Genomic DNA, 13,868 nt, shown 5'->3' with positions numbered 1-13,868 from the left:
CATCCTCTCACATGGAACAACAGACCGCCATACGCGTACTTCTGATTGAAGACAATCCTGATTTTGCCAAACTCGTTGACGTGTTTCTACGAAAACATGAGCCCGACCAGTTTCTTGTTACATGGAAGGAGAACGGCGCCAGCGCGACTGAGCTCGATGAAACCCTGCGTATCATGATTCTGATGGACTACTTCCTGCCGGGTCAGAACGGGCTTGAAATCACACGCCTGTTGCACGACAAGCAAGGTCCTCGTGACTCCAATTGTCTTTCTGACTGTGAACAAGGATTTTGACTCTTGTGGTTGAAGTTACGAAACTCGGTATCGAAGATTATCTTGTGAAAGAGGAAATCTCGACACCGGTTCTCCCCAAGACGATTCTCAACGTTATTGAGCGTCAAAAACTTCGCGAGCAGCTCACGGCTTGGAAATTTCGCAGAAGAGGCTCGAGGCTATCAGAGAACTTGTTCTGCAGATCACTGACGAACTCCGCCTGCCGCTTGACGAGATGGGTACGCTAATTACAGACCTGCACAAGAAGCACGAAGAAGATAATCTCAAAACCTATCTTACCATCATTCGCACAACCTGCAGCGTATCGAAAAGAAAATTGAAAACTGAAACATTTGAAACCGACAAGACCATTCCGTATATCAAAGATATACGGATGTTCGACTTGTCCGACGGTTGAGACGTGAATAGCCTTTATCACCCCCGGTCCCCATCATGACATTCAAGCTGGCTCTGGCTCAGATAGACCCCGTTCTCGGCGATATCAGGAAAAACGTCGAGAAACATCTGGAGTATTGTCAACGCGCGAAAGATGCCGGAGCCTCCCTTGTAGTCTTTCCCGAGTTGAGTCTTACGGGCTACACGATCAAGGACATGAATTGGGAACTGGCTATTAATCCTGCTCGTGAGACCACCGCGCTTTCTCCGTTATTGGAAATGAGTAGAACCATCTCGATCATTGCCGGGGGAGTCGAGGAGAGCAACTCGTTTGCAATCTACAATTCAGCATTCTTGTTGGAGGATGGAGCCGTCCAATCTGTCCATCGGAAAACCTATCCACCGACTTACGGGATGTTCGAGGAGATGCGCTATTTCAACCGCGGCAGATCGGTACGAGCATTCAATTCGAACAATGGACGAATCGGCGTCTTGATCTGTGAAGATCTCTGGCATCCTTCGCTGCCGTACATTCTTGCGCAGGATGGGGCAGACCTTATCATTACCCTTGTCGCAAGTCCGACGCGCCTTGGCGGAGATGCACGTGAGCTTCAAACGGCACGCGTGAATTCCGAAAACCACAAAGCATACGCACGCCTCCTCACTACCTACCTTGCCTTTTGCAACAGAACCGGGTATGAAGATGGAATCAACTTCTGGGGCGGTTCTTCGGTAGTGGGGCCGGACGGTGAAGTTGATGTGCAGGCGAAATTCTTCGATGAAGATTTGATTGTTTCCACGATTGATGGAAACGCGATTCGGCGGGCAAGACGCTTTTCCCGACATTTCCTTGATGACGAAATTGAGCTTGCCATCAGTGAACTGACGCGCATTCATTCAAAGTCCTGACACGGTTTAGAGTCGGGAATTGACAGTCTTCTTGAAACTCCGGCCGAATTTCCGTACCTTGGTATCACATTTGAATCAAACCAGGCCTTAATTGTGTTCTTAGATTCGGAGCCTCACCCTTGGAGCTGGCATGCTTCGCACCGAATATCCCTCCTCCGGAGGGCATGTTCGGGGGCGAAGAATGTGATTCTCCTTGTCCTGATTGCTGTTGTCGCGGTGTGTACTGTGCGTGCACAAGAGGGTTCAGACGAGGAAAAGCTGTTGACGAATCTTGATGTTGTAAGAAACCTGGCTGGAAACATTGCGGGACGTGTGTTGCGTGATGCCGATTTGCGGGACGTGACGGAAATAGAAATCTCAGTTCTTCCCAAGGAATCATCGTGGTATATCGAAGGAAGTATTCTTGAGAATCTCAAGAACAGCTCAATCAACCCGAGCGTGAGCGAAGCGGCACCGTTGTTATTCGAATTTGGTTTATCTGATGTGAGCGTGGAGTATTCGGGTGTACGAAGAGATTGGTTGTTCGGGGCGCGAATGGTGGACAGGACGGTCCGGCTACGTCTCGCAGCGCGAATTGTTGACCGGCGCTCGGGGTCTATCGTCCTGACGGACGAATTCGCAGACTCGAAGACGGATACAATTGGGTTGTCAGAAATTCGTTTTGTGGAGAATCCGACAATTCCTATTACTAAAGGAAAGTTGCCTCAACAGGGCTTCTTCTCAAATGTTGCAGAGCCGCTTGTAGTGATCGGATCGATTGCTGTGGCTGTGCTTTTGTTATTTAACGTACGGAGCTAGGCGCGTGAAGGAAAATTCGGGTGGACATTCTGTTGTTGGAACGATATGTGTTTTTCTTCTTTTGGCGGGCATGCTGGCCGGTTGCGGCTCGAAAGATGTGTTGCAGGATGTTTCTCCCGAGGCCAGATTCCAACATGCAAAGGCGTTGTTCGACGACGAAGATTATCTGCAAGCGATTAATGAATTCACCGTTCTGACCTTGCAACATCAGGGGAGTGCGGTTGCAGGAGATGCCCAGTACTATTTGGCAGAAAGCCGATTCAAGAGGGGAGAGTATCTTCTCGCATCGTACGAGTATCAAACCCTCCGGCGGAACATGCCGGCGAGCCCGCGGGTATCCGAAGCCCAATACAAGCTGGGACTGTGTTTTTACAATCTTTCGCCGCGATCGCGCCTTGATCAACAGTATACGAAACGGGCGATTGATGAACTCCAGGCATTCGTTGAGTATTATCCGCAAAGCGAATTTGTTCCCGACGCATCGGAGAAAATCCAGGAACTGACACTCCGCCTTGCAAAGAAGGACTTTGACGCCGCCGAGCTCTACTCGAAGATGGAGTACAACAAATCTGCATTGCTGTACTACGATATTGTCATTGAAAAATATCACGACACGGAGTACGCTCCGGTTGCATACCTGGGAAAAACCGAACTCCTTATTAAACGAAAGCGATTTCCTGAGGCGAAGGCGACTATTGCAAAGTTCCTCCAACTCTACCCCAACAGTGTGCTGCGCGGAAGGGCAGAACAGCTGAATGAACAGGTAGAGGCTGGGTTGAAAGATGTTCCGGCTGCGGGCGGAAATGAAAGTGGAACGGCTGGGGGCACGGCAGCAGGGGCAGCTCTTTTGCAAAAACGTTAATGGAAGCAAGAACGGTAAAAGATTCCCAAGTCTACATGACGGAACTTGTGTTGCCCAACGATACCAACCAGTTGGGCAATTTGTTAGGCGGACGCCTGATGCATTGGATTGACATCGCGGCGGCCATTGCGGCCGCACGACACTCCAACCGTGTCTGCGTCACCGCCTCGGTTGACGAGTTGAACTTCCACACTCCGATAAAACTCGGTGAAATCGTCGTGCTTCAAGCTTCGGTGAATTGTGCGTTCACAACCTCGATGGAAGTTGGAGTGATGGTAACAGCGCAGAATCTCCGGCAGGGAACAGTCCGGCGGGCGAACAATGCCTATCTTACTTTTGTTGCCATCGATGATACGGGCTTGCCCGTTGCGGTGCCGCCTGTTCAGGCGGAGACCCCGGACGAACGCCGCCGCTACGTTGAAGCACAGAGGCGTCGGGAAGCACGCTTGGCTCGCAGGAATGTTAGGTAACTTCTGGAATTCGCTTGTTGAACTTCTTCAAAGGAAAGGCTTCCTGCCAAGTTGCGCATTGGGCGCGACACCATTTCGCGTGGAGCTTGTTTTCCTGCCAGCTTTTGTGGACTTCATCCGGTTTCTCCCAGCGTTCCATGGCGTCTTTCGGGCCGCTGTCGGATATCAACCTCGGTTATCGTCCAGCCGCACTCGCTGTGGGCTTTCATGAATCCGGGAAATCTGAACTAGCAGTCATTGCGCCGGAACTGCATGCTGTTTATTTCTATGAGGTACATCCAACGGGGGGGATTACACACACGCAGGTTGTTCGAACACAAAGCATTCTTCGTTCTATTACCGGTTTCAGTTTCAAGGATGACAAGAGATCAGGATATGTCTCCATCTTAGAAGGGGGGAATTCCATTTCAATCATCAAAAAGGGTCCGGGTGATTCCGCAGAGGAAGTGAATATCCCCCTTTCCCACCAAGTCCAGAATTGCATCGTTGCCGATCTGAACAATGACAGGCGAAATGACATTCTGCTCTACGGAAAGACTGCCGCCGGTGTTGTTACGTTCCTTGCCCATGAGGATGGCACATACAAGGCCGGGCCCGTTCTTTTTCCCGACATCTCCATCAGCGATTTACGAGCTGCCGATATTAATGGAGACGGCATCACCGACCTGCTCGCACTTAATTGGCTGTCCAACCAGTTGACAATCTTCTACGGCATAGGGAAACTCGTGTTTACCGAGCAGGTTGCTGTTCAACTTCCCGCGGAACCGTACGAGCTAGCGGTAACACCTGTGAGCAAAGACAGGACTTTCAGCGTCGCCATTTCTTTTCAGGATGCCCAACAAATCCGCGTTTATTCCGGAAACTCTCTGGGAGATTACAGGGCAACTGCCACGCTTCCGGTCGGTGGCAGACCTGCGGGATTGGAATTCTCGTATCTAAACAATGATGAAATTCCTGACCTCGTCAGTTCGACAAGCAAAGGCATTCTCGTGTGGCTTGGAACATCTGCCACTTCGTTTTCCTCTCGTACCGTGTTCGGTGCAGGACGTTCGATAGTCAGTTGGCAATTAGCCGATGTTGACGGTGACGGCAAGGTAGATTGCGTTCTGCTTGACAAAACGACACAGCGGCTGGTTTGCATGTTGAACACGGACTATTCCGGTAGCGTAGAGGCAACAGAATATGCCGTCGGGATGTCGCCGATGGGTTTGGTTGTGGCAGATTTCAACGGAAACGACCGAGTGGATATCGCCGTAGCAAACTCACAGTCTTCGTCACTTTCATTCCTTTTCAATCGCGGCGGCGGGCGGTTTACAGGGCAGGTTGTGGTTCCAATCTCCGACAATCCGACATTTCTTCGACGCGCCTCCTCGTTAGTTGCCGGACAACATACAGTCCTTGTTTCGCATGCAAAAGACGACAAAGTGACGGTGGTTACTGTGGCCGACAATGCCCGGCAATCGAAGGCTTTTTCCGTTCCAACCGGCAACATGCCATTCGTTGTCTCTGCGAACCATGAATCCGACGAGCTGAAGTTTCTTGTACGTTCGCGTCGCGCAAATGAGAAAGCCTATTCACTCTCCTTGTTCGAGCAAATCAGCCAGCGTCAGTTTGTGGAGCGCAGCTTGCGTCCGACACTGCCGACAACCATAGCGGCAGTGAATATCACGGAGGAGCAAAAGCACGGAACGTTCCGGCTACTCTTTGCCACGAACGACCGGACAACGAAACGCACAACAGTGTGGGCGGGAACATCAGACAATTCATTTGAAGTGACAACAACGTCGCCGCTGTTTTCTTACCCGGATTCGCCGGCAACCACCCGATTTGTCGCCGGAACGCATCTGAATGGTGATTCGCTGGAGGATGTTCTGTTTGTTCTCGGCCCCCCTCGCAATGAACTTGGAGTATGGTACAGGATGCCACAATCGGTCGGGCGTGATTCGATTGAATGGATTCGAAATGTTCAGCCTGCCGGTGATGACGCCATTATTGTCCGCGATGTCAATGGCGATACTCTTACCGATCTTGTCTTTGTAGATGCATTACGGCGCGCTGTTGTTGTGTGCTACGGCACTGAAAGGCGCGGCTTCAGAGTTCCCCAAGCAATTGTTCCGGCAGACGGAGTGTACTCCATACGAGTGGCGTCATTGCGTGACCCCGGAGTATATGACTTGATTCTGTCTAATACCGAGCGGGGAACAGTTTCGATATTGTCAAATCCATTCGGTCGTAGGGGAGATTGAATGAAGTATACGCTATTGTTTTTGCTGTGTGTAAATCTCTCGACGCTTGAGATACTACATGCTCAGGGTTCTGAAGGGAAGGAAGGCGTTTCCGCCGGCTATCATGCCCTTGTTCCGAAGTGGATGTTCAACGAAACGAGTGATGTACCCAACAAATGCGGATTGCCGGTCATTGCCCATTTCCTGGAACGCAAGGATATGGACGAGCAGACTTCGGCTGCCGTGACGAACATTCTGGCGCGTCCCTCGACGCACACGAGTATTCTCGCTGGGCCGTTTCGCATTCATTTTGACACATCCGGGATTCATGAGCCTGCTATTTTGGACGGCAATTATATGAGAATTCCGGGTACAGCACGGCGGTATGCTGATTCGGTTGCAGCCATTGTTAATCACGTGCTTCGCTTCGAAACCGACTCGCTTGGGTTTCTCGCACCTCCACAAGACAACGGCGGAGGCGGCGGGCCCGAGTACGACATCTACATTCAAGCCTTGGGCGGCTCGCTGTACGGGAGCACAACTCCCGAAACTCCCATCAACAACAAGCCTGAAGGCGGAACGTTTACAACGTTCATGCTGATAGATAGTGACTTCAGATTTGTTACGCCTGACAGCATCAAAGGTCTTCCGGCGTTGCGAGTGACCCTAGCGCATGAATTGCATCATGCTATTCAAATCGGTAACTACGGTTTCTGGACAGGTGATGTGTACTTCTATGAACTGACATCTGTCTGGATGGAAGACGCTGTGTTCACTGAGGTAAATGATTACTACTCGTACCTTCGTTCTTCGCAAGGTCACTTCCGCAACCCGGGCGTGCCGTTCAATGCAAATTCATTCATCATGTACAGTCGTGGCATCTGGGGTATTTTCGTCGAGAACCGTTACGGCTCCGGCACGATGCTTCGATCATGGGAGAACATCCGGGTGTACCGTCCGTTGGAAGCAATCGATAACGCGCTTCAGTCTGCCGGTGCCGGTTTGCGACAGGCATTCGGCGAGTGGAGCGTCTGGAATTTCTTTACGGGCATGAGAAGCAATCCCGCGAGATACTATCCCGAAGGGACATTCTATCCTTTGATCCTTGAAACCGCTCTGGGCTTCTCGCAACCATCGCGATCGATCACTGACTCACTTCGGGCACTATCAACACGCTATTACGATGTTGTGGGAGGACAAACGCCGCTGAAGTTGTTTACCTCAAACATCAACATCCCGGTCGCCCTGACGGGAAGTGCGGCGATGTTCCCATATACGTATCTGCTGAATACATCAAAGGTGGACGAAAGATATGTTGCAACCGGGTCCGGGATCTATGTCAAGTTCGATGTTCCCGACGGCTTTAATTGGATCAACGTTGTTGATACATCGGGCGTTGTTGTTTCTCCCGCAGTTGCAAGGGATCTGGCATTTCCGAACCCATTTATCCCGACCGGAACAAATTCACTGAAAGTCCCTATTCGTACGTTTGGCGTAACGCAGGGAACGCTTTCAATCTTCACAACAAGCATGGATCTCGTGTATTCCGTTTCTAAATCCTCCACATACACCACAGCCCTCGGCCAACAAACATTCGAATGGAATGGCCGGACAATCACGGGCGACTTTGCCTCGTCAGGGGTTTACCTGTACATACTCACCCTGCCGCACGAAACGATTACCGGCAAGTTTGCTTTGATACGAAAATGAATACCCACCTGCGGCTTTCCGCTACAAATCTCAAGAAGGTGTTCAACCGGCGAACGATTTTCCGGAACATATCGTTTTCAGTGGGATTTGGGGAAGTTCTTCTCGTTACGGGTAAAAACGGATCGGGCAAGTCGACTCTCGTAAAGATTATCAGCGATGTGTTGGCGCCGTCGGACGGGGAGATTGAGTTTTCCGGTTCAGAAAACGCCGGGAGCACGTTTCGGGCTGATCTTATCGGACTTGTTTCCCCCTACCTTCAGATGTACGATGAATTTTCCGCGGAGGAGAATCTCCGGTATGCCCTTTCGATTCGGGGGAGAACTCCCGACACCCGGCACATCCATGAACTGCTGGGAAAGGTGTTTCTCTTTGGTCGCAAGGATGATCCCGTCCGCACATACTCGTCCGGAATGAAACAACGAATGAAATATGCGTTTGCACTTGCACACAATCCTCCTCTGCTTGTTCTTGATGAGCCAACGTCAAATCTCGACACCGATGGCATTGCCATGGTAAAACAGATCATGCAAGAACAAACACAAAAGGGGATTCTGATCGTTGCAACGAATGATCTCTCCGATGTCGACAGGTTTACTGCACAGGTGGACTTGAATGCACAAACCTGAATCCGCCTTGCAGCAATGGCTGCGCTCCTCAATCAGCATATTCCGGAAGGATTGGCATTCGGAGCTCCGAACCCGTTACGCGATCAGTGCACTCGTGATGTTCGTCGTGACGACCATTTCCATCATGGTGTTTGCGCTCGGCAGTGAAAGCGCCCCCGTTGATGTTCTTTCCGGCATGCTGTGGGTTGTGATATTCTTCGCTGCGATGTCCGGATTGTCGAGAACCTTCGTGACCGAAGAGGAGAGGGGCACAGCGATGACTCTGCAATTGCTGACATCCCCTTCGGCGATCTATTTCGGCAAACTCTTCTTCAATCTTGTGTTGATGATCGGCGTCAATACGTTTACAGTTCTGCTGTATGCGATCTTCCTTAACGGCTTCGTTGTGAAGACGTCGTCGATTTTCGTCATCACAATAGCGTTGGGAAGCATGGGTCTTGCTGCATCGTCAACCATTATCGCTGCCATCATTGCCAAAGCGAATACGAAGGGAACTTTATATCCCGTTTTGTCATTTCCCATATTGTTACCGTTGCTGCTTACATGTATCAACGCCACACGGCTCGCCACGGAAGGCGCCTTTCTCAACGAGGCAACAGGTGAATTTCAGTTCCTTGTTTCATATATTGTAGTGGTCGTAACGGCCTCGTCTGTTCTCTTCGAGTACATATGGAAAGATTGAATGAACGCGTTTAAGACAGTTCTGTTTGTGTGGATGACAGCGGTGATTGTTCTTGCCCTCGGCCTTCCGATGGTTGCACAGCCGGGTTCGTGGTATGAGTTTCCGATTATTCCGGCCCTGGAAGAGAAGGCACGGATTATGTTTTTTCACGTACCGATGGCCTGGCTTAGTGTTGTTGCCTTTGTTTCCAGCATGATTTACGGAATCAAGTATTTGCGAAAGAAGAACCTCGACGACGATGTCCGATCGGCCTCGGCTGCCGGCCTCGGCTTTCTTTTCTGCTTTCTCGCAACGGCTACAGGGGCTATCTGGGCAAAATTCAGTTGGGGAACGTATTGGAATTGGGATCCGCGACAAACATCAATCTTCGTGCTTCTGCTGATCTACGGCGCATATTTCGCCCTTCGATCGGCTATTGAAGTTGAAGAAAAACGAGCTTCTCTTGCGGCAGTGTATTCAATCATTGCAGCAGTGACGATGCCCTTCTTCATGTTCATTATGCCTCGCATTTTGGCGAGTTTACATCCTGAGCCGATTCTGAATACCGAGGGAAAAGTACACATGAACACAACAATGCTTATCGTCTTTCTCTCGTCGCTTGCCGGCTTTACAGGCCTGTATTTTTGGATGTGGAAATTGCAGGTCAAAATACAAACATCACATTTGAACCGAATAAGCTAACGGAGATCACTTGACGGAATTTCTCTCTCAGAATTCACTTTACATTGTATTAATTGTCGTGCTTGTTGTCTGGCTGGGAATTTTTGTGTACCTGAACAGGCTTGACGCCCGACTCAAGAACTTGGAATCGTCATCATCGAAATGAAAGGAGGGTTTGTGTCATGAAGCCAAAAGTCATCGTTGCATCGGTTATTATCGTAGCGTTCATTATTTTCGGCTCGTATTCGTTTCTTGAAAGCAACGTCGAATACACCGATGTTGCCGGAGCAATGAAGAGCCAGAAGAAAGTCCAGCTAAAGGGCGAGTGGCTCAAGGAAAAGGAATCAGGCTTTGATGTGAAAACGTCGACGTTTACTTTCTACCTGAAGGATGAAAGCGGACGTGAATGCAAGGTTGTCCTTGACGGAGCCGCGCCTAACAATTTCGAGCTTGCGCTCAGTGTGGTCGCGAAGGGCAGGTACATGGCTGACGAGAACTACTTCCACGCGACGGAAGTCTTGACAAAGTGCCCGTCGAAGTATGAGGCTCAGGCTGATGAGGTAAAGAAAAACGTTTAACACTTCTGTCTTCCGTTCTTTAACATAAAAGGGATTCTATGCTTGGCGGCATCTTAGTGAAGTTGGCGTTTGTGGCATGTCTTGTTTCCGTGCTTGCATTTCTTGAGAACCACAGATCGGGTAATTCCCGGGCGCTATCCTTGGCGCGGGCGGCGTTTCATGCTTCTGTTGTTACCATCCTCGTCTTCTCCGCACTTCAGTTGTATTACATTCTCACGCACCAATTCCAGTACACGTACATCTGGAGTTACAGTTCCCGTGACCTTTCCACACCCCTGCTCATTTCGACGTTTTATGCAGGGCAGGAGGGAAGTTTCATGTTGTGGACTCTGTTCACAGCCCTCATTGGCGTTTTTCTTCTTCAGGATTCATCACGCAAGGGCTATGAGCCCCAAGTGATGAGTGTGTACGGAACAATCCAGCTTGCGTTGTTATTAATGATGGTTGTCAAGGACCCGTTCGCCTATGTTTGGGAATCCTGGCCGGGACAAGTTGAAGTGGGTTTCGTACCACAAGACGGACGAGGATTGAATCCATTGCTGCAGAACTACTGGATGGTAATACACCCGCAGGTGTTATTCAGCGGGTTTTCCGCTATGGGTGTACCGTATGCGTACGCCATTGCAGCACTTATGAAGCGTGACTACACAAATTGGATTCGCCCCGCGACGCCGTGGATTGTTTATGGCGCAACCGTGTTGGGGTGCGGCATCATGATGGGCGGATTCTGGGCATACGAAACACTGGGGTGGGGAGGATATTGGGCGTGGGATCCCGTAGAGAACTCGTCACTTGTTCCGTGGCTTTTTTCAGTTGCAACGATTCATACAATCCTCTCACAGCGCAAAAGCGGCGCATTTGTCCGCACAAATATTGTCCTTGCGATTCTCTGTTTTGTCACGGTTCTGTATTCGACGTTTCTGACACGCAGCGGCGTTCTTGGCGACACATCCGTGCATTCGTTTGTCGCTCCCGGCATGTGGGTCTACTGGCTTCTTATTGCCGTCATTACGTTGTTCACGGGAATCGGAATTCTCATGCTTGTTCTGAGAAGCAAGGAAATGCCCCGGATTCCTCCGAAGCACTCTTACTTCTCCCGTGAGTTTGCGTTGTTTCTCGGCTCAGCGACGTTGGTTTCCGCGGCAGTGTTCGTGACGGTCGGAACTTCCGCACCGATCATCACCCAGATTCTGCAAGGAAAAACCACCGCAGTCGACATCTCCTACTACGTCACAACAACGCTTCCGCTCGGGATAGCTATTGGTATTCTGGCAGGCGTGGGTCAATTGCTTTGGTGGAACAGAACTGATTCCAAAGGAATGCTCAAAATTCTCTCGCCTTCTGTGGGCATTGCGGCTGTTTCCGCCCTTGGGATGATGCTCTTCTTTGACCTCAATAACTTCCAAGTCGCGCTATTTGTCTTTGGCGCTGTATTTGCGCTTATTGCCAACCTTCAGGTAGGATGGCGCATTGTGAAAGGAAATCCGAAGTATGCAGGAGGCTCGGTTGCCCATGTGGGACTTGCAGTGATGTTTCTCGGCTTCGTCGGTTCCTCCACGTACGATGAGCGCCAAACGTTATCCCTGACTGAAGGCGAGCCCGTTCAGGCTCTCGGGTACACACTCACCTATACCGGCAACAAACCGATTGACCATGAGAAGTTTGCGTTTTCTGTGGATGTTGAAAGAGACGGGAAAGCGTACACAATTGCCCCCATCATGTACTACAGCAAATTCAACGAAGGGTTGATGCGAAATCCCGACATCCTGAATCTAATAACGAAGGATTTCTATGTGGCTCCGCTCTCATTGGAACAAAGAGGGAAGGAGGATGGAACTCCAGGAAAGAGTATGAGTTTCAGAAAAGGGGAGACGAAAAGCCTTGGTGATCTTGAGGTGACGTTTGTCGGGTTTGATGTTCCGATGGCCGAAAAGGCATCAATGCTGGAGGGTGGTGGGGCAAGAATAGGGGCAACGCTTCTCATCAAAGAATACGGGAAGAAACCCGTTGAAATCGTGCCGGCGAAGCTGATCTCCGGCGATCACGTTTCAGACAGGCCCGCAGCATACGAAAGCAAGTATGAATTCCGGATTGCAAACATGAATGCCGACAGAGCAGGTTCTGATGCCCCGGCTGTCGAAATTGCGTTTGCCGATCTCTCTGCTCCCGAGGCGAAGGAGAAAGATATTCTTGTCGTTGAGGCGAGCATCAAGCCGTATATCAACCTTGTTTGGTCCGGGGTCATAATTCTCCTCGTAGGTTTTACAGTCACGATTGTGCGAAGAGCTCAGGAGGCTCGCGCTCTAACTTCTCACGCTTCGGAGCTTCTCTAAAGAATCTGAAGCAAGCTGCTCCAACGGATGTTCGGCAACGAGGGTAACCCATTGGAATTCCTACGTTTACCTATTCTGCTGCTACACAGATTAGAGCACCTAAACGGGACCCTACGGCAGGCTCACTCCCACACCGAACGTATACACGAGCTCGCCTCCGTACCACGCCGTCGTCCAGATCAGAATCACTCCAACGAATGACAGGATCAAAGAGGCCTTCCTTTTAGCGTCAGGAAGTCTTGTCCTGCTTGCTACACGCCAGAGCAAAAGGAAAGAGTAAAGTGCAGTAGCAGCAAATGCAAATTGCTGATGCAGATTGAAATGCTCCCGGGCTGCATTGCTTATCAAGGTGTTGCTTTCAGCCCAAAGGCCGGTCGCAACGGCCAACACAAGCCCGATAGTGCCTGCAAGAAGTCCCCACCATGCTGTACGTTCAAATTCCTCTTTTCTTGTCAGGAGTCCGAGAATGTCGAACAGAAAGCTGAACGTGAGAAGGGCAATCGGCAGGTGAACGATGAGGGGATGAATATTCGGCATCGGATAAATGAAGGAAGGCTACAATGTTAGGAGGAAAGGATCGTCAATGCCGATCATGTTTACCGAGAAGAAGGGCTCACCGTATTTTCGGCCAATTCTGTCTCCGTAGTACGAAAAGCGTGTGATCAAGAACTCCAGAAATTCCGGTGTGCTGAGAAACGTCTCCCGTTCATTACTTGATGGATCATAGAACTGGGACGCAAAAGCACGGGTTGCTTCCATTCTCTGTTCGAACTCGTCCGAAATATCGACAACGAAGGAGGGAGTGAACTCGTACGTTTGCATGAAGTGGTAGTAACTTCGTGGTCGATAGGGTTCCTGCCTGATGCCATCCATCGTCGTCTCAATCTTCTCAAGTCCAGCGTAGAACCACGCTTCCCGGCAAAGTGCGTGAGTATGTTCGTGGTCCGGGTGACGCTCAAGCCAATGGGGAAAGAACAGTATCTCAGGCTTGTATTTCCTAATAATTTCAATAACTTTGATCTTGTTTCCTCGATTGATTTCTATGTTCCCGTCTTGCAACTCAAGATTTTCCCGAACCTGTACCCCGAGCAAGCGGGCCGCCTCGGCTGCCTCAGCTTCCCGGATCTTGAGCGTACCCCGCGTCGATAATTCGCCTCGCGTAAGGTCTAAAAGGCCGACTTGTTTTCCACGTTTCACCAACTTCGCTATTGTACCTCCGCATGACAGTTCAACATCATCCGGGTGGGCGGCAATAGCAAGGAGATCAAGTTTCATTCGAAGGCTTCCTGTAGTTTGTTCAGCAAATATACTGATTCCCCGTTGGGAAGGCAAAGAGGGGATATTGAA

16 protein-coding genes are annotated in these 13,868 nt (G+C 50.3%); 14 read left to right on the top strand and 2 right to left on the bottom strand.

Annotated elements, in window-relative coordinates; all coding sequences use genetic code 11:
* Positions 1-11 precede the first annotated feature (11 nt).
* The 14 genes from KF749_13765 to ccsA (KF749_13700) all read left to right on the top strand — a co-directional run bounded on the left by KF749_13765 (position 12) and on the right by ccsA (KF749_13700) (position 12,521).
* Positions 12-293, top strand: coding sequence for a hypothetical protein (locus KF749_13765; GenBank protein MBX2992216.1), 282 nt, complete (start codon positions 12-14; stop codon positions 291-293).
* A gap of 130 nt (positions 294-423) precedes the next feature.
* Positions 424-690, top strand: coding sequence for a hypothetical protein (locus tag KF749_13760; GenBank protein ID MBX2992215.1), 267 nt, complete (start codon positions 424-426; stop codon positions 688-690).
* Positions 691-725: 35 nt separating this feature from the next.
* Complete coding sequence (locus tag KF749_13755; protein MBX2992214.1) at positions 726-1,577, top strand: acyltransferase; 852 nt, start codon at positions 726-728, stop codon at positions 1,575-1,577.
* A gap of 183 nt (positions 1,578-1,760) precedes the next feature.
* Entirely contained in the window at positions 1,761-2,375 is a 615-nt protein-coding gene (locus KF749_13750; protein MBX2992213.1) for a hypothetical protein, read from the top strand.
* 4 nt (positions 2,376-2,379) lie between these two features.
* Positions 2,380-3,237: an outer membrane protein assembly factor BamD gene (bamD, locus tag KF749_13745; GenBank protein ID MBX2992212.1), complete on the top strand. Its 858-nt coding sequence runs from the start codon at positions 2,380-2,382 to the stop codon at positions 3,235-3,237.
* Positions 3,237-3,707, top strand: coding sequence for an acyl-CoA thioesterase (locus tag KF749_13740; protein MBX2992211.1), 471 nt, complete (start codon positions 3,237-3,239; stop codon positions 3,705-3,707). The genes bamD and KF749_13740 overlap by 1 nt, the downstream gene beginning before the upstream one ends.
* Positions 3,708-3,844: 137 nt before the next feature.
* The gene (locus tag KF749_13735) at positions 3,845-5,953 is read left to right on the top strand and encodes a VCBS repeat-containing protein (GenBank protein MBX2992210.1); all 2,109 of its coding nucleotides are present in this window, start codon (positions 3,845-3,847) and stop codon (positions 5,951-5,953) included.
* Complete coding sequence (locus KF749_13730) at positions 5,954-7,642, top strand: hypothetical protein (GenBank protein MBX2992209.1); 1,689 nt, start codon at positions 5,954-5,956, stop codon at positions 7,640-7,642.
* The gene (locus tag KF749_13725; protein MBX2992208.1) at positions 7,639-8,268 is read left to right on the top strand and encodes an ABC transporter ATP-binding protein; all 630 of its coding nucleotides are present in this window, start codon (positions 7,639-7,641) and stop codon (positions 8,266-8,268) included. The genes KF749_13730 and KF749_13725 overlap by 4 nt, the downstream gene beginning before the upstream one ends.
* On the top strand, positions 8,255-8,950 hold the full coding sequence (locus tag KF749_13720; GenBank protein MBX2992207.1) for a heme exporter protein CcmB: 696 nt from the start codon (positions 8,255-8,257) through the stop codon (positions 8,948-8,950). The genes KF749_13725 and KF749_13720 overlap by 14 nt, the downstream gene beginning before the upstream one ends.
* Positions 8,951-9,631: a cytochrome c biogenesis protein CcsA gene (gene ccsA / locus KF749_13715; GenBank protein ID MBX2992206.1), complete on the top strand. Its 681-nt coding sequence runs from the start codon at positions 8,951-8,953 to the stop codon at positions 9,629-9,631. It abuts the gene before it with no gap.
* 10 nt (positions 9,632-9,641) lie between these two features.
* On the top strand, positions 9,642-9,776 hold the full coding sequence (locus KF749_13710) for a CcmD family protein (protein MBX2992205.1): 135 nt from the start codon (positions 9,642-9,644) through the stop codon (positions 9,774-9,776).
* Positions 9,777-9,792: 16 nt separating this feature from the next.
* Positions 9,793-10,188 (top strand): cytochrome c maturation protein CcmE, encoded by a 396-nt coding sequence (locus KF749_13705; protein MBX2992204.1) that lies wholly within the window; start codon positions 9,793-9,795, stop codon positions 10,186-10,188.
* A 38-nt stretch (positions 10,189-10,226) separates the two neighbouring features.
* Complete coding sequence (gene ccsA, locus KF749_13700) at positions 10,227-12,521, top strand: cytochrome c biogenesis protein CcsA (protein MBX2992203.1); 2,295 nt, start codon at positions 10,227-10,229, stop codon at positions 12,519-12,521.
* Positions 12,522-12,632: 111 nt separating this feature from the next.
* Here ccsA (KF749_13700) and KF749_13695 read toward each other — a convergent pair whose 3' ends face one another.
* Positions 12,633-13,058 (bottom strand): DUF2231 domain-containing protein, encoded by a 426-nt coding sequence (locus KF749_13695; GenBank protein ID MBX2992202.1) that lies wholly within the window; start codon positions 13,056-13,058, stop codon positions 12,633-12,635.
* An 18-nt stretch (positions 13,059-13,076) separates the two neighbouring features.
* A complete protein-coding gene (bshB1, locus tag KF749_13690; GenBank protein MBX2992201.1) occupies positions 13,077-13,796 on the bottom strand; it encodes a bacillithiol biosynthesis deacetylase BshB1 in 720 nt (239 codons plus the stop codon).
* Between the last annotated feature and the right edge of the window lie 72 nt (positions 13,797-13,868).

This window comes from Bacteroidota bacterium, from assembly GCA_019637975.1.
Classification (GTDB): domain Bacteria; phylum Bacteroidota; class Ignavibacteria; order UBA10030; family UBA6906; genus CAADGV01.
Note: the sequence above shows the minus strand (reverse complement) of the source record. Positions and strands in the feature narration are given on the sequence as shown.